The organism is Sphingobacteriales bacterium (assembly GCA_016700115.1).
Classification (GTDB): domain Bacteria; phylum Bacteroidota; class Bacteroidia; order Chitinophagales; family UBA2359; genus UBA2359.
Genome location: CP064999.1, coordinates 4,271,557 through 4,291,934, shown reverse-complemented (window position 1 = coordinate 4,291,934; position 20,378 = coordinate 4,271,557). Strand labels below are relative to the sequence as shown.

Sequence of the window (20,378 nt, the reverse complement as noted above, 5' to 3'; positions counted from 1 at the left end):
GAACATTATGTTCTTGAGAGTTTGAGGTTCAACGCCCAATTTTGACAAATCCGGATGTTCAACAAATGCGTCAATAAACCGAACCGGGTTATCGGCTCTGATGCTGCTCTCCAAACAGATTATTTACATCTGCCGGCGGGGTGTTCCTTGTAAGTATGCCATAGCTTAAAATTACACCATTTTTGTTACTTTTTAGAATATTATTGTATATTTGTTGGCAGTTTTTTCACAGGTTGACGTTAGCACTCACCCTAAAAAGGCAACAACAGTGAACAAAGTGAACGACAGAAATAGAAAGCCAACCGCACATTCAGGCACATTTGCTTGCCCCAACGCACGGGCGACCGCTTCGCAATCAAAAGAGCCTGAATTTTCCTGCCCGCAAGCCCCAAATACTAATGAATCAGAATTTAGACAATGTTAAAAAGACTCGTAATACTTCATTCAGACATATATTCAAAAGCTGACATCGAGTTAGGCGACTGCGATTCATTACAAATAGTTGGTCCAAACAATATTGGGAAAAGCACTTTAATTTATGCTCTTAACTTTCTGTATATCATTGATGGAAAGCAAATGACATTTAGTGGTAATCGGACAGGCGACAAATCAACAATTAATCATTACTTCCCTTCTATCAATTCGAGTTACATAATTTTTGAAATTTTCAAAAAGAGGTATTACTGCATTTTAGTAAAGAAGAATGCAGAAGGAAGTTTAGATTACTACAAAATTGACAGCGATTACAAAGAGGAACAATATTTTGAGCAAACATCCGAAGGACAAAAACTTAAGAAATTTGATTCATTACTTGCTGAATTTTCTTCATCGGGAGTAGAATACAGCAAATATTCAAACAGACGAGACCTTTTCAACTTTGTTTACCAAAAAGGTAAGAAAAACAACGGAGTAGTATGGTTAAACGAAGGAGCTTCACAAGACCAAAGAGAAATCAGCAATAACTTTTCTAAAATTTACCGCTACTTAATAAACTCAAAACTTATTGACAACAAGACATTGAAGGAATCTTTGATTATTGCCGACAATAAAGAAAATGAACAAATTGAATTTTCCAAGAAAAACCAAAAGGACATTCAAACACTTTTGAAACATAACAAAGAAATCAAGGTAATTAGAAGTATTCAAAAAAGTTTTTCCGACTTCAAGGAATTAGTTAATCAATACAAAGCTAAAAATCAGATTTTATCTGAAATTGTATATGCGTTTGAAGCACTTTATTCTTCTGTGAATATAGACATTAACACAAGACTTTTCGAGAAAAAGAATGAACGAGATAAAAACAGAACACGATTAAGCGAAGACTTAATCCCGAAACATAACAATCTAAATCAAACCATTGGAGAATTTAAAGCAACCATTTCTCAAAAAAACTCAACAAAAGAATCGCTTACAGAAAAAATCAGCAATATTAAATCTTATGAAGGAATTGACTTTTTGAAACAGTCATTTAGCAATTTAGACACACAAAGAAAAGACATTGAAAGCAGACTTACTCAAATTGAAAATCAAAATCTAAATAGCAGAGATTTAGAAAACAAGATTTCTAATCTAAATCAAGAAATTTCAAAACTTGACGGACAAATTGAAACCTACTCTAATTTGCTCATTCATCAGATAAGCAAAAATGGTAAAGACAAGGAATTACTTAACGCAATTCTTTCCGATTCCATTACTGCACTCCCGAAAGAAAATATTCAATCGGGAATTGAAAATCTATCTGATATCATGAAAATCTTTGACGGAGCAATAAAAATTCCCCAAGATTTAAAAGGGAAACCAGTTCCATCTATTGCTGACTTAAAACTACAACGGGAAACTGCAATAAAAGATAAAATAAGTAGTGAAAAACTCTTACCGATTGCAAAAGATTTAGATAAATATCGTTCCGATCTTTCTTTTGTTCGTGTTAAAATTAAAGAAATAGAAAAGAAAATTGAAGAATTAGAATCGTTACCACAACTTGAAAAGAATTTTGCAGGCTTAGAAGAAGAACTAAAGAATCTAATTCAAGAACGAGATAATACAGAAAAGGAATTAAGACAAACATCGGAACTCATAACAAGAGTAAACGAGGCTATAATCGTTCTTACAGACGATATCAATAAAGCTGAAAATCGTATTAAAGAAATTCAAGGTTGGAAGGTAAAAGTTGAACAGTCGGGAATTATTCCAATCGAATATCAAACAAACGAAACCCTTGACAACCTTTTCAAAATTTTTGAACGGAATTTTGGCGAACGGGATAACATCAAAAACAACAAAGAACGAATATTTGAAATGCTTAAAACAAAAACGGAAACTGTTTTTGCTTCGGAAGATGAATTTATCAAGTATCTTGATTCAGAACTTACAACTCTTGATAATAAGCAAAAGAGTATTGATGCACTTCTTAAAAATATTTCAACTCAATTTTCAAATCCTTGTAAAACGCTTCATTCAAAATTTCAGGAGTTTGAAGCGTTCATCAATAACCAATTCAATTCAAAAATCAGAAAAATTAAAATTTCTGATATAGATTCTCTGAGTATTGAGATTATCTCAAATGAAAATCTAATCAAGGATTTAAAGAAGATAATGGAAATTAGAGACCTTACGTCTGAACTGATTTTTGACGACCAATCAGAAAACCTAAATGTTTTGAATAGGTATTTGGATAATCAATTTGTAATCGAATTTAAAGACCTTTTTGGCATCAAGTTGCATCTTGATAAAAAAGGACAGCATAAGGTGGTTGATTTAAGAAATCAAATTGAATCTGATGGAACAGACAAAATGATTAGAATGGTGATTATTATGTCTATTATTCATCAAATTGTAATCAATGATGTTGAAAACAAAATCGTGATTTTTGTTGATGAAATCGGAACAATTGATGAAGCGAACAGAATTGAAATTTTGAAATTCTGTAAAGAATACAATTTTGTTCCTATATCAGCTGCACCATTGCACCCATATGACGGATTCGATAAATATTACTTAGTGAGAAGAAGTAAGGGAAAAATTGTTTTAAGTGAATCTAACGGAAACGTGATTTACCGTAAAAAGAAAACAGTGTGAATCAAATAGATTTCAGAACATACAAGAAATTAAAAGAGGATTCTTTTCTTACAGAAAAGGCAATCCCTAAAAATGTTTTGAGTTCGCCACATTTTAAAGGTTTGGTTTCCTCATTGATTATTGAAAAAAAAAGGACAGGCAGAGGTTTCAGATATGAAATAAACAAGCCAACCGAATTTGATAATTTCTTTAAAGCTTATTTTCCCGAAGACATTGAAATCAAGGACAAATCAGATAATGTTAGGAAATTTAGAAACTCTAAAATTCAAAAAACAGTTTCTACACCAATCTTTATGCTGAGGGGCTTTGAAACAATCAGGATAAATGGCAATGAATTAAATTTAGAAAATTACACAAGCAAATTTCAATTATTTGCTTGTAACGCTGAAAAAATTGAAGCCGAATACATCTGTATTGTTGAAAACTTGGACACATTTTTAGTTGCAGAAAAACTCTTAGGTAAAAGTTTTGTGTTCCTTCATAAATATGGTCGAATTGGCAAAGAATCACTAAACTGCCTTTCTACAAAACACTTACTTGTTTTTGTTGATTATGATTTTAACGGTCTTGAAGAATTTCTAAGAATCAAAGAAGTATTTGACTTTGCCCAAATACACATACCTGAAAATTATGATGAACTCTTTAATAAGTATTCTCAAAGCCTAAAAGGCAATAAAGCCGAAATGACTAATAGAATTAAGCAAAGTAGAGACATTAACGTTATTAAAATTAGAGAAAGCATAATAAGAAATAACCGATTTTTAGAGCAACAATATTGGAAATATGATTAAATCAGAACCAAAATCAATATTGCAGTTTATGGCAAGTCATTACGATTTGCTACGAGACCTTTTTGACATACAGGTTAAGAATTATATTATTACCAAAGAAGCTCTAAATATTTGTATAGAAAACTATGACAAGAATATTCAGACACAACTAACCGAATATCAAATATTGGTTGAGCAGAATGATGACTTTGCATTTAACGAGCCTTATTTGATTCTTTTTGAGTTTATACATCAACAATTCAAACCTCTCTTACCTGAAGAAATAGAACATTTCGGGCAATCAATCAGGACTTTATTTCTAAAAATCAAAGAAGGTATAAATGATGATAAGAACATTTTCTTGGAAAGAATTGAAGCCTTATCAAATCAAATTAAGAAGTTCACAAATGCTGTTGTAAACAACACCAAAAGTTTATTAACTGAATCAAAGGAGCTAAAAGCGAATAATAAGAAAATTGATTACCAAGAAAAAATTCACAAGGCAAGGTATCTTATTGAAAATTACATTTCACCACTTAATACGATATTAGATGTAAATCATAGCCAGTCCATCTACAACGAATTGCTGAATGTTTCGCAATTTTCCAACGTAAAAAGGTTTGATTATGGGGATGAAAGTATAAGACGTGAATTTGAAAAGCTTTATTATCTACTACGTCAAGTAGGAAAAGACCTAAACACTCAGTCCGTTATTCTTACCAATGAATTATTGCCGTTAATTGAGCGAATAAAAACTGAGAGCCAATATTTGAGAGGTTTCCATCATTATCTAAATAATGGAAATTGTTATAAGGGAATAGAACCACCTCGAATATTCGTTTCTACTCGTGATAACATCTACAATAGATTTGTTTATGAAAACACGAAAGAATACTTTGAACAGTTCAAAAACGAAGCTGAATTAATTATCGTAGAAGATGCACAACAAACAAGCGATTGGCTCTTTGATAAATCAAAATATAAAGAAACTTTGAATAAAAATTTGCCCGTAGAGGATTTTTTTAAATGGTGTGAAAGTTCTATCAAACAAGAAAATGACAACTTTTCCTTTGACAACTTTTTTATGATAACCAGCTTGGTTTTTGAGGATGATTATGAGGTTACAGTAAACAATGTAGGGGATAAAATAACCGTTTCTAATGACGAATTAGAACTAATTATGCCGAAACTTACTATTAAGAAAATAGAAGATGTATCCAGATAAACACAAAGAAATAGTCACCTCCTTAATGGAAGGGAAATTCATAACAGTTGAGGACTTTTTGTTTGAAACCATCAAAAAGAATGAAGACTTTTATATCAATTTTTTTGAAACTTCATTTGGCTTTGAAATGATTGGTAATCACGACTTTTATTACTTGGTTTCAAGCGAGACAAACGAAAACACATCAAGAGATATTTCTATTTTCATTTCAATTCTATGCTATGAACTTGACAAGGATGGTAAGAATTTCTTAGAAGAACTTAATTATTCGGAATTTCATATTGACGAAATACTCGAATACTTTAAAAATTCATCGTGGTTAGACGTAATCAAAGCAAACAAGCAACTAAACACAGACGACAGTTTAAAGCGACATATTGGAACTATGGTAAAGAGAAACATAGCGGTAAAACAAGGCAACGATAGATATACATTTACCAAAGCACACAAACTATTTATTGACTTTGCAAAAGACTTAGTAAAAGATGACAAGAATGAATCCATCGCATAACAGCCACACACATTGCCAAGTCGCACAAGCCGACACGCAACCCAAAACTTGGCAAAGCAGGCTGTGAAAAAACTTGTTTTTTGCAAAAACTCTCATAAAAACTGGCTATAGAATAATCCCCAAAGCCTATACTTTTGATTGAAGCGGAGTTGTTTTTGTCATGACAACTATTGCCCCCAAAAAAAAAGGGCGCATAAGGTCAATATCAAAGACGTTTTTTTGAGCAAACAAGACTACTTTGGATAGTCGGGCTGCCAATTTTTGAGCTTTATCAATAGTTCTTCCATCCCAAGTATGTTGATGGTGCGTTTGATATTATAGACCAACAAAATCAAACTGTGTTCTCCGTTTACTTTGGATAACCCACGAAGGTTGGTGTAGTAGTAGTTCCATTGCCGTTTGATAGTTCCAAAAATATGCTCGTTGATTTCCTGCCGTTTTCTGTATTGTGCTTTTTGGGTTTGATAGCGTTCGCTGTTTTGGGCTACTACTTCGGCAAATTCGCTGCGTTCTATTTCCCTTCCGCCTTTTTGCCTGCCGGTACAGAGGTGTTTTACCGGGCAGTTTTTGCAAGCAGAGGTTCTGTATTTTTTAAACTTGTAGGGGGTGTAATCTCTTGCTTTGTTGTGCCATCTGCCTTGGGTCGAAAGCCTTTCGCCTTGCGGACAAGTGTAGGTGCTCTCCAAACAGATTATTTGCATCTGCCGGCGGGGTGTTCCTTGTAAGTATGCCATAGCTTAAAATTACACCTTTTTTGTTATTTTTTAGAATATTATTGTATATTTGTTGGCAGTTTTTTCACAGGCTGACGTTATCGGCAAGTTTAGCGGACGACATAAAGAACATTAAAGAACAGACAAACAAAGAAATTAAAAGACATAGAACTTACAGACGACAATCATTTTGTAGCGATGGAGTATTACTATTTGATACTTAACAGAACATTTCTTGTAATTAAATCAAAAGGACTTTTAATTGGCATTCAAAGTAATGGACTTGTAAGCGTTGAAGGAGGTAAGGATATTCTTACACGAGAAATTATCTCTAATATGGCTATCAAAGGCGACTTTACAAATCCTTACTCCTATTTAAAAAACAAGTATTTAGGAAAAATCGTTTACTTGAATTTAACTGTTGGTAGTATTGTTGAAGGGAATAAGACGAATTTTTTAATAAAGTTGTCAGACATTAAATCAGCCATTTACAATCCATCTAAAGAATTTGGAATGGGTCCATATTCTCACGATGGAAGAGTGACAATTGAAACTTACGACAACAACAAAAGAGAATTCATTATTCTTGGAAACCAATCAGGCGAACATATTGCACACTTAATAACAACAAAATAAAACATAAACAAATGAAAAAACTACTCTTATTCTTAACAATCACAGCAGTTTCAACAATTACAACCTATGGACAAAATTTTGAAGGTAAAATTTTTTACTCCAACACCTACAAAAGTAAAAACACCCAACTGACAGACCAACAATGGACTTCAATGCTGGGTTCAACACAGGAATATTTAATTAAAGGTGGTAATTACAAATCAATTGTCAATGGGACTTTGGTTCAGTGGCAGCTATACATAAACAAGGACAATAAACTCTATAATAAAATGTCTAATTCCGAGACTGCATTTTGGAATGATGGCAGCGTTCAAGGTGACGAAGTATTAAAAGTTGAAGTCAATAAAAACGTAACAGAAGTATTAGGTTATAAATGTGACGAAGTAATTCTTACATGCAAGAGTGGAGTTCAGAAATATTACTTCAATTCCAAACTATCTGTTGACACCAAACTATTTACAAATCACAAATTTGGCAACTGGTTTGACTATCTTTCTCAATCAAACGCTTTGCCTTTAAAATCAGATATTGAGAACGCACAATTTACTTTAGTGAGTATAGCGACTGAAATAGAGCCAGTAAAACTTGACGACATAGAATTTGAATTGCCGGCTGGTATTAAAACAGACAAAAGCCCTTACTAATGACAAGAAAACCAGCCGCTAACTAGGGTAACTGTTGCACAACTTCTCTAAAACCACTAAAAACACGATTTTAAGTAACATTGATTTCAAATTAAAGGCTTTTGATGATTTGTACTTACTCTCAGTTTTCGATATCCTAAGTCTCTCAACAAAAGCATCAATAAATCGCACAAGGTTTCAGCTCCGATGCTGCTATCCAAACAGATTATTTACATCTGTCGGCGGGGTGTTCCTTGTAAGTATGCCATAGCTTAAGATAAAGCAATTTTCATCATGGCTTAAAATATTCTTGTATTTTTGTTTTCGGTTTTTTCACAGGTTGACGTTAGCGGTCATTGTAAAACGACACACCAAAACAGACAGACAGGTAAATATATGAGAAAAGTAATTGCTGCAATTAATATGACAGTTGACGGGTATTGCGACCATACAGCAGTAAATCCCGATGAACAAATACACGACCACTATACAGACTTGTTAACCAACGCAGATACCATTCTGTATGGTAGGATAACCTATCAGCTTATGGAGTTTTGGCGACCTTTTGTAGAAAAACCTTCGGGCGAAAAATCAATGGACGACTTTGCTACTGCTATTGACAAAATCCAAAAGATTGTATTTTCTCATACGCTAAAAAGCGTGGATTGGAAAAGTGCAACATTGGCAACCCGAAATCTTGAAGTAGAAGTTTTAGAACTTAAACAACAATCGGGTAAAGACATTTTTGTTGGCAGTCCGAGTTTGATAGTAGCATTGACAAAACTTAATCTCATAGACGAATACCAAATTTGTGTTCACCCTGTTATAGTCGGAAACGGATTGCCGTTGTTCAAAAAGATAACTGACAGGTCAGAACTTAAACTTTTAAAGACAAAAACATTTAATAGCGGTGCAGTAATTCTTTACTATGAACCGACAAACGAAAAAACAACGAACAGCTAACAAGAACTTAACAAATGAACATACAAGAACAAATCAAAAAATATATTGACAGCCAACCTGAACCAAAACGCGTTGAAATTGAAATGTTGCACAAACGCATACTTCAAGCTTTGCCAAAATGTAAATTATGGTTCTTAGACGGCACAGACGATAGAGGTAAAATTGTTGCCAATCCTAACATTGGCTATGGGACACAAACCATAAAATATGCTGACGGAAAAACTAAAGAGTTTTATCAAATTGGAATTAGCGGAAATACAACAGGAATTTCGGTATATATTATGGGCATTGAAGACAAAAAGTATTTACCCGAAACCTACGGAAAAACAATAGGCAAGGCGAGTGTAACAGGTTATTGCATTAAGTTCAAAACGCTAAAAGATATAGATATTGACATACTTGAAGCAGCAATACAGGACGGAGTTAAAAAGACGGGCAACTGACAACAAACAAGAAAACAACGAACCGCCAACAAGGGTAACTGTTGCACAACTACGCAAAAACCACTAAATTCTTGATTTAGAAAAATGTTACCTTTAGTTTAAAGGCTTATGTTGGTTTGTACTTACTCTGAGTTTTTGATAACTCAAATCTCTATACAAAAACATCCATAAACCGCACAGGGTTATCAGCTCCAATACTGCTCTCCGGACAGATTATTTGCATCTGATTGCGTTATTTTCCTTGAAGATATTGCATACCATAAAATTATTCAATTTTTGCTACTATTTAAAATGTTTGTGTATTTTTGTTAACTGTTTTTTCACCAACTGAAGTTGGTGGTAATTGTAACCGACCATTATGCTGACTTATATAGTTAGGCAAAAAAATGCTAAATTTGACATGTAACAATTGACAAATAACAAGACATGAAATTACCACATCCTATACCATATCAGGGAAGCAAGAGAAATCTTGCTGACCAAATTTTAAGGTTCTTTCCTGACAACTTTGACAGGTTGATTGAACCATTTGCAGGTTCAGCAGCTATGACAATTGCTTCCGCTTTTTATTTTAAAGCAAATCGCTTTGTAATTAATGACATTAACGAACCGCTTGTCAATCTTTGGGAAAATATCATTGAAAATCCGATATTAATCATCGAACACTACCACGACATATGGCACGGACAACACGGAAACGAAGAGGAATATTATTACCACATTCGTGAACGTTTTAACGACACAAAACAACCCGAGTATCTTTTATTCCTTTTAGCAAAATGTGTAAAAGCTGCTGTTCGCTACAATGCACAAGGACAATTTAATCAAAGCCCCGACAAAAGGCGTTTAGGAAGAAATCCTCAAATGATGCGTGACGATATTTTGAGAGTTTCCCAACTTCTTAAAGGCAGGACGGAATGCTATTCGCAAGACTATCAAACAATTCTTGACCTTGCGACAGACAATGATTTGGTTTACATGGACCCACCTTATCAAGGAACAGGCGTAAATGGTGGTTTCAATTACGCAGGAAACATTGAGTTTGATAATTTTATTGTTTCGCTTTTTGACCTAAACAATAGAAATGTTCCATTCATTTTGAGCTATGATGGAAGAACGGGGAATAAAACTTACGGCAATCCGCTACATGACAATCTGAATTTGACCAAAATTGAAATCAATGCTGGACGTTCTTCGCAAGCAACGCTATTGAGCAGAAATGAAATTACTTACGAAGCACTTTATTTATCGCCAGCACTTACCAGCAAAATAGACTTACAAAAAATTACAGGCAAACAAACGATTTATCAAACAGAACTATTTGCAAGCTAATGGCGAAAAAGAAAGAAGCATATCCGAAAGAGTTTTTAGAACATGTTCAATCAATAACTAACAAGAGGGCAAAAATTGTAATTGACCATATCTTAAAACATGGTTTCATTACAACAGAAGACCTTAAAAAGACTTATGGATATAATCATCCGCCAAGAGCAGCAAGAGATGTGAGAGAAGCAGGCATTCCGCTTGAAACATATAAAATCAAATCACAAGACGGCAAATCTATTGCAGCATATAAGTTTGGCGACTTAGCACAATTGCAAACAAACATAGTCGAAGGTCGCATACCCTTTTCCAAAGACTTCAAAAAAGCATTATTCGACAAATGTGGTGGACGGTGCCAAATCTGCAATGGGCAATTTGAAGAACGTTACTTACAGGTTGACCACAGAGTACCCTATGAAGTTGGTGGCGAGCTAACCGACAGGGAGCTCGACCATTTCATGCTTTTATGCGGTTCATGCAACAGAGCAAAATCATGGAGTTGCGAACATTGCGACAATTGGAAAGCTAACAAGAAGCCGCCTGTTTGCATGGAATGTTATTGGGGCAGCCCTGAAAACTACAATCATATCGCCATGAAAGCAGTTAGACGACTTGACCTGCAATGGAACGGAGATGAGGTAAAGTATTATGATGCGTTGAAAGTTATTGCAGATGAACATAAACTTGAACTACCAGACTTCATCAAAAAGATTGTTGCAGACAGAACGAAGAAATAACAACTACCGCTAACATAGTTAACCGCTGCACAACTACTCAAAAACAACTAAATTCTTGATTTAGAAAAATGTTACCTTTAGTTTAATGCTTATGTTGGTTTGTACTTACTCTGAGTTTTTGATAACTCAAATCTCTATACAAAAGCATCCATAAACCGCACAGGGTTTTCAGCTCCGATACTGCTCTTCGGACAGATTATTTGCATCTGATTGCGTTATTTTCCTTGAAGATATTGCATACCATAAAATTATTCAATTTTTGCTACTATTTAAAATGTTTGTGTATTTTTGTTAACGGTTTTTTCAGCAACTGACATTATGCGTCATGCTTGGGTGACAGTGAGAACTTGAAATAAAGTGCAATAAATTTACTTTGACAAACTAAAATTAATCAATATGACAAAAAGAATTTTTCTCTGGCTTAACACTATAATTTCTACAGGTTATTTAACTGGACACTTGTTTGATTTTTTTGTCGTAATGTCAAATTGGAGGGATGGAAGTGTAGAATCACTAACCAATTATAGAACGTTTTTCATTAACGCAGACCCTGGGCATTTCTTTCGGATAGCTGTTCCTGCTTCGGTACTGATATCAGTAATTAGCTTCTTTGCATACTTGAAATCCGACAAGCAAATTAAAATACTGCTGAGTATCCACCTTGTCCTAACTTTGGGTGCATTTCTGTTCACCATGCTTTATTTCCTTCCGATAAATAACTATCTGTTTTGGAATAAGGAAATAACTTTAGAATCATTTAAAACATTGAACTTGGTAAACAATTGGGTGTTCGGTGAACATTTGCGTGTCCTGTTTGGATTTATAGCTTTATTTGTTGCAGCAAGAGCACTTCACTTTTCCTATAACAAGTTGACTTGATAGGGATAAATATTCAAACATTATATCAAACAAGTTTTCGGAAGTACTTCAATCAGTTATTCCTTGAGCGAACACCAGCACAAACGCATATCAACGGTAACTGTTGCACAACTACTCAAAAACCACTATATACCGAAATATAAAAAAGTAACCTTCAAATTAAAGGCTTTCGCAGATTTGTACTCTTTCCGATATTGATAAAGTTAAACAAAAAAGTCAAACAAAGGCATATCAATTTCGAAAAAATCATAGCCATACTTAGCTAAGTATTACTCTGTTAAATTGTTAATAAACCCATTGCGCCATTCATACACTGCGTTTTGCCAACTCATTTCGTAATCGGGGTTTTTAATAAGGCGATAATGATGAATGGTAAAAGGCAACTCCTCTCTGACAAACTGAAACTGAAGTTTTGATTGATTTCCTTTGGGATAATACGTCCAATTTTCAGAATCCGGAAATATATTAACAATATCCGGCTGACCGTAAATAATATAGATAATTCCTCTGTCCGTTTTCCAGCCTTCTTTATAAGTTGTAAAAAAAACATTTGCCCGCTGTACCCGGCTATAAAACTCTTTAATCAAAACTTTGCCACGATTAGGGCTTCCGGCTCTTGTCAGCCAAAATTCATCAACGGCAGCCTTAGGATTTGTTGCTTTCATCATTTGTTCATATTCTTCATTCCTGGTAATATAGCGCAAAGATTCGATCAGGTCGGAAGCTGTGGTAATTTTAGGAAAAGAAGAATCAACGCAAAGAATGGATAAGCCCGACAACCGGTTTGTATCTGCCTGAATATAGTAAAGCCCTTCCTGATTGGGATTAAGAAAAGCAGTTGTAAAAAATATGCTGTCGGGTTTTAAGTGAATTGGCACTTCCTGAAGGGTAGAATAGGGGGGAAGTGCCATGTTTTTTATGGGCTTGTAGTAATAGATTGTAAAATGTGAATAGGTTTTGTTTTTATAAAACAATCTTAGAGGAGTATTGATTTTGGTAATATTTGAAAACATAACCTCATCCTGATTTGCGTTTTTTATGAAGTAATTTTGCTCATCTTGTTTGTTTTCAGGACGATTTCGCCATATTCCGGTTTGACCTTTATATCCTTTTCTGGTATTCTCTTCAACAAGATAAACGGTTAAAAAGTAATTCCTCTGGCTTGGGGCTGCAATATTGACTTCAAAAATGGTGGTCGGAGTATTGTTGAATGATGCTACGGTTAAGATTTGCAAACTATCTCTTAAAAGATTGGGCTTCCCGTTCTCATTTTCATATAATCGAAATAATATACTAAAATATGCAAGCCCTGCCGTATCAAAATTAATTTCTGAGGTACTTAAGCCCAAATAAATTTTGACCGAATCTTCAGATATAAAATGAGTTTTAACTTTTAATTCAGGAACTGCCGATTTGCCGGAATAGCGATAAGCAACATTTTGAGTTAAATGAGAGGTTTTACAAGCGTTGAACACTGCAATCAGATATAACAGGGAAGTCAAAACTATGGGCACAAACGGTGAATGAAAGTTTCCAAATCCCGATTGAATTTTTTTTGATTTTGTAAAACTCATAAATCAAACTTTTTTGACTGAACAAGACATCAATCAAACAAAATAAGGTCAAAAATATCTGTATCTGGCTTATTTTGAGTGTAATATATTCATAAAAAACAAAAACACCATTTCAAAGCGAAACAGTGTTTTTGATGTTTAAATTAGACAAGTAAAAAACTATAATCCTTCTAACATACTTTCCAGTTTGTTCGAAAATTCTACCTGTCCTTTTTGTTTTGCAAGCGCAGCAAAACGACTTATAAAATACTCATTCAGTTGTAATTCCTGTTCGTAAGCGGCTTGATCTCTTTTGGGTAGTTTGTTGATGTATTTAAGCTCTTCAATCAGCCTGTTTGCAACTTGTTCAGCCAATGGATTGGATTTGTCATAAGCTCCTGCTAAAAAATAGGCTTCGATGATGGTGTACATGTAAAAATTATAAGGAGCAGTATGGTCAGGCATCATTTCTATACATCTGTCAAGTACTTCAACAGCTCTTTTATTGTCTCCCTTTTCAATTAAAGCCGAGGCCAATCTGGCATAGTTACCTCTGAAGTTAAACACCATGCGGCTCAAATCGGAGTCAACATGGACGTTTTCATCACCCAGATTTCCGAACTTAAATTTGTTCATCAGATTGTCGTACATGATGTCAGGATTGACTCTGCCTCTTTGGGAACGATCGGGTTTTCCGGTCAGAGGGTCAATAGTTGGTTCTACTTCAACCGGAACCAAACGATAGGCAAGCCCTTCGAGCTGAAAATACTTGTCAAGTCCTAAATAACTTTCGGGGCTGACAGAGATGGCAAAATAGATGGGACGTTTCCAGTTATTAGCAGCAATGATGTCTAAAGTCATCAGGTCATTTTTGTACAAACTGTTTTTGTTGATGGTCCATTTGATATCATCCACAATTTTAACATTGTCTTCGGGGGCAATGGCATTACTTGCTGAAACGGCTTGTTTATCAACTTTGAAACTGACTGTTTTTGTGGGGAAGTAATTTACTCCTGCCTGTTGCAAATAAGAAAGCCTGTCATCACCAATAAACTTTAAAATATCCTGAAGTGCAAAATACTGCCCTACAGGTGCACGTTGAGGGTCTTCTTTAAAATAGACAACATCCCTTTTTGAGCCTCTGATTTTTAAGGAATCATAAGACATAGGAACAGGGTCGGCATCATTTACCTTGCGGCGCAATTGATTGATATACCAATCAACGCCTAAAAGACTTAAATTCACGACCCTTACATCACGTCTGATATTTTCAACTTCCTGTGCATACCAAAGAGGATAAGTATCGTTGTCTCCCTGAGTAAAAATGATTGAATTTGGCGCACAGGAATTAAGATAATTTGCTGCAAAATCTCTGGCACCGAAACGGTTAGAACGGTTGTGATCGTCCCAACCCTGAAATCCCATAATGATAGGCACTAATAAAGCAGCACAAAAAGCAACAATTGCTGCAGATTTTCCTTTTAATTTCTCTTTTAACAAATCATGGAGAGCTATAACGCCCAAGCCTACCCATATACTGAATGCCCAGAAAGATCCGGCAAATATATAGTCTCGTTCTCTGGGTTCGACCGGAGGAGAATTACCCTGTATGATAATGGCCATTCCGGTAAAGAAAAACAAGAGTAAGATGACCAAAGCACTTCTTTTATTGTTGGTGAATTGAAACACCATGCCCAACAATCCAAGCAACAAGGGAAGGAAGAAATAATAGTTTCTCGAATCTGAACTCTTCATGTGTTCAGGCATTACAGATTGATTTCCCAACCTCATTCCATCAATAAATGAAATTCCGCTCAGCCAGTTTCCTTCTTTTCTCCCGCCCATTCCTTGTTCATCGTTTTGCCGTCCGGCAAAATTCCACATGAAATAACGCATATACATGTGACCGATTTGATAATTGAAGAAAAACTTGAGGTTGTCGGCAAAAGTAGGCTCTCGTTTATGACCTAACCAACGTTCATAGTCGGCTTTAAACTGTGGACTGATATCATACAACCGCGGGAAAATGGTTTTTTTGCCTTTATAGACATAATCAATTTTCTTGCCTACTTCTTCGTATTTGTCCACACCTCTTGCATATTTCACTCCGGTTTCTTCGATATCTTCAACTTCAGCCGTATAATATTGACCGAAAAGGAAAGGACGCGAACCATATTGTTCTCGGTTCAGATAAGAAGAAAGACTAACCAGATCGCGAGGACTGTTCATGTCTATATTGGGGTGCGAATTAGACCGGATAACAGTCGCAACTATAGCTGAATAACCTATAAAAATAAACATGCAACCTAAAAGCAGGTTGTGAACCGCAGTTTTGCTTTTTTTGTAGGTGTAATATAAAGCAAAGGTAAAACCTCCTAAAAATAACAATAAAAATACGATTAATCCACTGTTAAAAGGCATCCCCATGCCGTTCACTAAAAACAATTCAATGCCTGTAGCTATATCAATCAGTCCGGTAATTACAAATTTCAGAATAAAACCTACAATTCCTAACCCTATAAAAAATGCAATAAATGCCCCTTTTACGGTAGGTTCATACCTGCGGAAATAATAAACCAAAGTCATTGCAGGAATACAAAGAAGGTTTAACCAATGTACAAAAATCGAAGTGCCGATTGCAAAAGCTACAAACAATAACCATCTGTCACCATAAGGAGAATCTGCCCTGTTTTCCCATTTAATAATTCCCCAAAACACCATCGCTGTCCACATAAGGGACATTGCATAAACCTCACCTTCTACTGCCGAAAACCAGACGCTGTCTAAAAAAGTACCGCAAAGCCCTGCGATTGCACCGGCTCCAATGATTGCAATCACCTGATCCATGGTCAACTCATTCGCATTGTAAGGGTTTACAAGTTTTCTTGCCATGTGTGTAGTAATCCAAAATAAAAACATCATGGCAAAACCGCTACAAACGGCAGACATAAAGTTCATGGTTAATGCCACCAACTCAGGTTTCCCAAAGGCGAGCACATTAAAAAGACGACCAAGAATGATAAACATCTGAGCTCCCGGAGGGTGAACAACCTGTTGTTTGTAAACTGATGCGATAAACTCGCCACAATCCCAAAGGCTGACTGTAGCTTCCATCGTGAGCGTATATACCGATGCTGCTATCAGGAAAATCAGCCACCCGGCAATATTGTTTACATGCTTGAAAGTTTGAAAATTCATGCAAAAAGGTTTTTTGGAATGATATTTCCTGTCAGGCAGGATAAAGTATTCTTTTATTGAAGCAGCAAAAATAGTAAAAAACCTTAGCGCAACCTGCTTTCAACAGCTTTTCTATATGCTTTTTATTAGGTGTCCGATAGATTTATACTTTTTACCTTACTTTTGTGCGTCCAAATCTGAAAATTCAATTGGACATTTCTACAAACAAAACAAGGACTTTCGCTTAAAGATTTTTTATATGCAAACCGCCGAACGAGTTTCTTCACAAGATCTGACCGACAATGTAATTTATCAAAGACATATAGTAGCTTATGAATTTGCTTCAAAACATATACATGGTAGGGTTTTGGAAGTTGGAAGCGGGGAAGGTTATGGGATTAATATCTTAGCTCCTTTTGCAGACGAGTATGTTGCAATTGACAAATACCAAACTCAACTACCTGATTCGGCTTCAAATTTCAAGCATGTTCAGTTTATGCAGGTAAATGTTCCACCCTTGCCTTTTCAGGAACATAGTTTTGATTCGGTGGTAACGTTTCAGGTGATTGAGCATATTGACCAGGACAAGGAGTTTGTGAACGAAATTTACCGGGTTTTGAAGCCCGGAGGAGTTTTGATCTTAACAACTCCCAACCGGACGATGTCCTTGACCAGAAATCCATGGCATATCAGGGAATACACCCCAACAGAATTGAAATCACTGCTGGAACAAAATTTTTCAAACACAGATATTCAGGGTGTTTTTGGAAATGAAAAGGTGATGGAATACTATGAAAAAAACAAAGCATCGGTTAAAAAATTTACCAGATTCGATCTGTTTAATCTTCAGTATAATTTACCGAGATGGATGCTTCAAATTCCGTATGACCTGCTCAATCGGATTAACCGCAGATTATTGTTCAAAGGAAATAACCAATTAGTCAGCAACATTCGTTTGTCTGATTATTACACAGCACCGGCTACCTCACAGTGTTTTGATTTGTTGGCTATTGCTACAAAAACTCAATAATACAGGATTAACAAAAGTTGGTTTATTGCTTTTTTTTAACACATTTAGGAATAAATAAAATATGCACTTTTCAGGAACCGATTCATATATTGCTACCCGTGAGTTGATGATAGCTGTTGATTCAGCAATCAAGTTACAACGCCCCTTGTTGATTAAAGGAGAGCCCGGAACCGGTAAAACGGTGTTAGCTTATGAAATAGCACAGTTTTTTAATTATCCGCTATATACCTGGCATATTAAATCAACCACAAAAGCGCTTCAAGGATTGTATGAGTATGATGCAGTTTCGAGATTGCGTGATTCACAGTTAGGAGATGAAAAGGTGCATCACATCTCCAATTATATAAAACCCGGTCAGATATGGCAGGCATTTGAAGCCAATCAACAGGTTGTTTTGCTGATTGATGAAATTGATAAAGCCGATATCGAATTTCCAAACGATTTGCTTCAGGAATTAGACAGAATGGAATTTTATTGTCATGAATTACAGGTAACTATCAAAGCAAAACATCGCCCTATCATTCTGATTACATCCAATAATGAAAAAGAATTGCCGGATGCTTTTCTTCGGCGTTGTTTTTTTCATTTTATACGGTTTCCGGATAAAGAAACCATGAAACAAATCATTCAGGTTCATTTTTCAAATTTAGATTCGCGGCTGATTCACAATGCTATGGCTGTTTTTTATAACTTAAGGGAGGTGCGTGGGTTAAAAAAGAAGCCTTCTACCAGCGAATTATTAGATTGGTTGAAACTGCTCATTTTGGGTAAAGTTGGAAGCAGTGATTTAGAAATGGTGGATTTAAAAGAACATTTCCCCCCCTTTTTAGGGGCTTTACTCAAGAGTGAGCAAGATTTAGTACTATTAGAAAAGCAACAAAAAAGATATAATTGAACATGGATTTGTCATATATATTAAATCATTTGGGAGAAGACCGCGAAAACTATAAAAATGCAGTCTCCCCACCTGTTTTTCAAAGCAGCAATTTCACCTTTCAGGATATTGCGGCAATGCGTCAGGCATTGAAACATGAAAAAGATGTTCCTTTTTATACAAGAGGTTGTAATCCAACAGTTGCAATTTTGAGGAAAAAAATTGCAGCACTTGAAAAGGCAGAAGATTCTTTGATTTTTAGCAGTGGTAGCGCCGCAATTGCTTCGGCGGTGTTGTCTCAAGTAAAATCCGGAGATCATATTTTTTGTGTTCAGAAACCATATAGCTGGACCAACAAACTCCTGAATAACTTCCTAACGCGTTTTGGAGTGGAATCCACCATGATTGATGGCACTAATCCTGCTAATTATGAAAAGGCAATCAAAGAGAACACCCGGTTATTGTTTCTTGAAAGCCCTAATTCCATCACTTTTGAACTACAGGATATTGCTAATACAGCGAAGATAGCCCAAAAGCACGGATTGATAACTGTTATTGACAACAGTTATGCCACTCCGCTATACCAAACACCCATTGAAATGGGAATTGATATTGTTACTCATTCTGCAAGCAAATATTTAGGTGGACATAGCGATATTGTAGCCGGTGTTTTGTGCAGTAATTCAAGAATCATCCAAAAAATCTTTGAATCTGAGTTTATGACATTAGGTGGAATTATTTCTCCAAACGATGCATGGCTGATAATAAGAGGATTGCGAACTTTACCTCTTCGCCTAAAAAGGGTTTCTGAAACCACTGCCGAAGTAGTTCAGTTTTTAGAACAACAAAGTTGGATTAAAAAGGTCTATTACCCATTCTCTGCCTCACATCCTCAGTTTGATTTGGCAAAAAAGCAAATGAGCGGTTGCGGTGGGTTATTTTCGGTCGAGGTTAATTCTGAAAGTATTGACCAGGTCGAAAAATTTTGCGATGCTTTGAACTATTTTATATTAGCTTGCTCTTGGGGAGGACATGAATCTTTGGTATTCCCTATGTCTGTGCTTTATACCTCTGAAAATTATGGTCAGATACAAAACCAAATCCCCTGGAATCTGATTCGTTTTTACATTGGCCTTGAAGATGCAGATGTTTTGATTCGTGATTTAACAGAAGCTGCAATAAAAAGCGATTTGATTACAAATTGATTGGGATATGCCCGAATGTTAAGAACTCAAATTAGTTATTGAATCCTCCCCAAAAAAAGTTCATCAAAACTGCAATTTTGATAAACAGAAAAAGGCATACTATAATTAAATAGTATGCCTCCTTTTGACGCAGCCAACAACGCAATTACTTACGATGTTTTTTTCGGTTTGTGATGATGATGAGACTCTTGCCCGAGTTTAGTTACAAACCTGGAGAGTTTAGATTTTAGATTTGAAGCTTTATTTTTGTGAAATAACCCTTTTTTAGCTAATTTATCTATCATGCTGACAACTCCGGGTAACATTTTTTCAGCTTCTCCTTGCTCATGTGTAAGGCGAAGTTTCTTAACCATGTTTCTGGTAGTTTTTTTGAAAAAACGGTTGTGCAAACGCCTCTTTTCAGTCTGTCGAATTCTTTTTAATGCGGACTTATGGTGTGCCATATAAGTATAAATGATTGTTCTTTAGGTAATTCTGTTTATTCGAGGCGCAAAAATAGTACTTTCATTGATTATTAAAAAATTTTTTAGCCATAAAATTTAGGAAAACGAATCTATCATGGATTATAAATCACTTTTTCCTCCAAACTAACCATATTAATAACTCCTGAATTATAGGTAAATATTTTTTTAACCGAA

18 protein-coding genes are annotated in these 20,378 nt (G+C 35.3%); 14 read left to right on the top strand and 4 right to left on the bottom strand.

Going from position 1 to position 20,378, the window contains the following annotated elements; all coding sequences use genetic code 11:
• Positions 1-417 precede the first annotated feature (417 nt).
• From IPM47_15420 to IPM47_15405, 4 genes are read left to right on the top strand one after another with little or no spacing between them, the layout of a single operon-like run.
• A complete protein-coding gene (locus tag IPM47_15420; GenBank protein QQS28242.1) occupies positions 418-3,078 on the top strand; it encodes a hypothetical protein in 2,661 nt (886 codons plus the stop codon).
• Positions 3,075-3,869, top strand: coding sequence for a hypothetical protein (locus IPM47_15415; protein ID QQS28241.1), 795 nt, complete (start codon positions 3,075-3,077; stop codon positions 3,867-3,869). Before IPM47_15420 ends, IPM47_15415 begins: the two co-directional genes overlap by 4 nt.
• Positions 3,862-5,073 carry a hypothetical protein gene (locus IPM47_15410; protein QQS28240.1) on the top strand — a complete coding sequence of 404 codons (1,212 nt, stop codon included), beginning with the start codon at positions 3,862-3,864 and terminating at the stop codon, positions 5,071-5,073. Before IPM47_15415 ends, IPM47_15410 begins: the two co-directional genes overlap by 8 nt.
• Positions 5,060-5,584, top strand: coding sequence for a hypothetical protein (locus IPM47_15405; GenBank protein QQS28239.1), 525 nt, complete (start codon positions 5,060-5,062; stop codon positions 5,582-5,584). Before IPM47_15410 ends, IPM47_15405 begins: the two co-directional genes overlap by 14 nt.
• A 233-nt stretch (positions 5,585-5,817) precedes the next feature.
• Here the strand turns inward: IPM47_15405 and IPM47_15400 are convergent, their stop codons facing one another.
• Positions 5,818-6,318 carry a transposase gene (locus IPM47_15400; GenBank protein ID QQS28238.1) on the bottom strand — a complete coding sequence of 167 codons (501 nt, stop codon included), beginning with the start codon at positions 6,316-6,318 and terminating at the stop codon, positions 5,818-5,820.
• Between the two features lie 177 nt (positions 6,319-6,495).
• Between IPM47_15400 and IPM47_15395 the strand changes: the two genes are divergently transcribed.
• From IPM47_15395 to IPM47_15365, 7 genes are all read left to right on the top strand, one after another.
• Positions 6,496-6,933, top strand: coding sequence for a hypothetical protein (locus tag IPM47_15395; protein ID QQS28237.1), 438 nt, complete (start codon positions 6,496-6,498; stop codon positions 6,931-6,933).
• Positions 6,934-6,944: 11 nt separating this feature from the next.
• Positions 6,945-7,577 carry a hypothetical protein gene (locus IPM47_15390; GenBank protein QQS28236.1) on the top strand — a complete coding sequence of 211 codons (633 nt, stop codon included), beginning with the start codon at positions 6,945-6,947 and terminating at the stop codon, positions 7,575-7,577.
• Between the two features lie 375 nt (positions 7,578-7,952).
• Positions 7,953-8,519, top strand: coding sequence for a dihydrofolate reductase family protein (locus IPM47_15385; protein QQS28235.1), 567 nt, complete (start codon positions 7,953-7,955; stop codon positions 8,517-8,519).
• Positions 8,520-8,533: 14 nt separating this feature from the next.
• Positions 8,534-8,962, top strand: coding sequence for a DUF1801 domain-containing protein (locus IPM47_15380; GenBank protein QQS28234.1), 429 nt, complete (start codon positions 8,534-8,536; stop codon positions 8,960-8,962).
• Between the two features lie 426 nt (positions 8,963-9,388).
• The gene (locus IPM47_15375) at positions 9,389-10,294 is read left to right on the top strand and encodes a DNA adenine methylase (GenBank protein ID QQS28233.1); all 906 of its coding nucleotides are present in this window, start codon (positions 9,389-9,391) and stop codon (positions 10,292-10,294) included.
• On the top strand, positions 10,294-11,022 hold the full coding sequence (locus tag IPM47_15370; protein QQS28232.1) for an HNH endonuclease: 729 nt from the start codon (positions 10,294-10,296) through the stop codon (positions 11,020-11,022). Before IPM47_15375 ends, IPM47_15370 begins: the two co-directional genes overlap by 1 nt.
• A 396-nt stretch (positions 11,023-11,418) precedes the next feature.
• Entirely contained in the window at positions 11,419-11,901 is a 483-nt protein-coding gene (locus tag IPM47_15365) for a DUF1772 domain-containing protein (GenBank protein QQS28231.1), read from the top strand.
• A 269-nt stretch (positions 11,902-12,170) separates the two neighbouring features.
• Here IPM47_15365 and IPM47_15360 read toward each other — a convergent pair whose 3' ends face one another.
• Positions 12,171-13,475, bottom strand: a complete 1,305-nt coding sequence (locus IPM47_15360; protein ID QQS28230.1) for a GWxTD domain-containing protein — start codon at positions 13,473-13,475, stop codon at positions 12,171-12,173.
• A gap of 159 nt (positions 13,476-13,634) precedes the next feature.
• Complete coding sequence (locus IPM47_15355; protein QQS28229.1) at positions 13,635-16,652, bottom strand: DUF2723 domain-containing protein; 3,018 nt, start codon at positions 16,650-16,652, stop codon at positions 13,635-13,637.
• Between the two features lie 229 nt (positions 16,653-16,881).
• On the opposite strand from IPM47_15355, the gene IPM47_15350 reads away from it, so the two are divergent.
• The 3 genes from IPM47_15350 (at position 16,882) to IPM47_15340 (ending at position 19,740) form a co-directional block, all read left to right on the top strand.
• Entirely contained in the window at positions 16,882-17,661 is a 780-nt protein-coding gene (locus IPM47_15350; GenBank protein QQS31496.1) for a class I SAM-dependent methyltransferase, read from the top strand.
• A 61-nt stretch (positions 17,662-17,722) separates the two neighbouring features.
• Positions 17,723-18,556: a MoxR family ATPase gene (locus tag IPM47_15345; protein QQS28228.1), complete on the top strand. Its 834-nt coding sequence runs from the start codon at positions 17,723-17,725 to the stop codon at positions 18,554-18,556.
• Positions 18,557-18,558: 2 nt separating this feature from the next.
• Positions 18,559-19,740: a PLP-dependent transferase gene (locus tag IPM47_15340; GenBank protein ID QQS28227.1), complete on the top strand. Its 1,182-nt coding sequence runs from the start codon at positions 18,559-18,561 to the stop codon at positions 19,738-19,740.
• Positions 19,741-19,889: 149 nt separating this feature from the next.
• Here IPM47_15340 and IPM47_15335 read toward each other — a convergent pair whose 3' ends face one another.
• The gene (locus IPM47_15335) at positions 19,890-20,183 is read right to left on the bottom strand and encodes a 30S ribosomal protein S20 (GenBank protein QQS28226.1); all 294 of its coding nucleotides are present in this window, start codon (positions 20,181-20,183) and stop codon (positions 19,890-19,892) included.
• Between the last annotated feature and the right edge of the window lie 195 nt (positions 20,184-20,378).

Excerpts from the sequence above, each read along its gene's own strand:
- IPM47_15420 (QQS28242.1), top strand. The coding sequence starts at position 418 with ATGTTAAAAAGACTCGTAATACTTCATTCAGACATATATTCAAAAGCT.
- IPM47_15410 (QQS28240.1), top strand. The coding sequence starts at position 3,862 with ATGATTAAATCAGAACCAAAATCAATATTGCAGTTTATGGCAAGTCAT.
- IPM47_15405 (QQS28239.1), top strand. The coding sequence starts at position 5,060 with ATGTATCCAGATAAACACAAAGAAATAGTCACCTCCTTAATGGAAGGG.
- IPM47_15400 (QQS28238.1), bottom strand. The coding sequence starts at position 6,318 with ATGGCATACTTACAAGGAACACCCCGCCGGCAGATGCAAATAATCTGT.
- IPM47_15395 (QQS28237.1), top strand. The coding sequence starts at position 6,496 with ATGGAGTATTACTATTTGATACTTAACAGAACATTTCTTGTAATTAAA.
- IPM47_15390 (QQS28236.1), top strand. The coding sequence starts at position 6,945 with ATGAAAAAACTACTCTTATTCTTAACAATCACAGCAGTTTCAACAATT.
- IPM47_15385 (QQS28235.1), top strand. The coding sequence starts at position 7,953 with ATGAGAAAAGTAATTGCTGCAATTAATATGACAGTTGACGGGTATTGC.
- IPM47_15380 (QQS28234.1), top strand. The coding sequence starts at position 8,534 with ATGAACATACAAGAACAAATCAAAAAATATATTGACAGCCAACCTGAA.
- IPM47_15375 (QQS28233.1), top strand. The coding sequence starts at position 9,389 with ATGAAATTACCACATCCTATACCATATCAGGGAAGCAAGAGAAATCTT.
- IPM47_15370 (QQS28232.1), top strand. The coding sequence starts at position 10,294 with ATGGCGAAAAAGAAAGAAGCATATCCGAAAGAGTTTTTAGAACATGTT.
- IPM47_15365 (QQS28231.1), top strand. The coding sequence starts at position 11,419 with ATGACAAAAAGAATTTTTCTCTGGCTTAACACTATAATTTCTACAGGT.
- IPM47_15360 (QQS28230.1), bottom strand. The coding sequence starts at position 13,475 with ATGAGTTTTACAAAATCAAAAAAAATTCAATCGGGATTTGGAAACTTT.
- IPM47_15355 (QQS28229.1), bottom strand. The coding sequence starts at position 16,652 with ATGAATTTTCAAACTTTCAAGCATGTAAACAATATTGCCGGGTGGCTG.
- IPM47_15345 (QQS28228.1), top strand. The coding sequence starts at position 17,723 with ATGCACTTTTCAGGAACCGATTCATATATTGCTACCCGTGAGTTGATG.
- IPM47_15340 (QQS28227.1), top strand. The coding sequence starts at position 18,559 with ATGGATTTGTCATATATATTAAATCATTTGGGAGAAGACCGCGAAAAC.
- IPM47_15335 (QQS28226.1), bottom strand. The coding sequence starts at position 20,183 with ATGGCACACCATAAGTCCGCATTAAAAAGAATTCGACAGACTGAAAAG.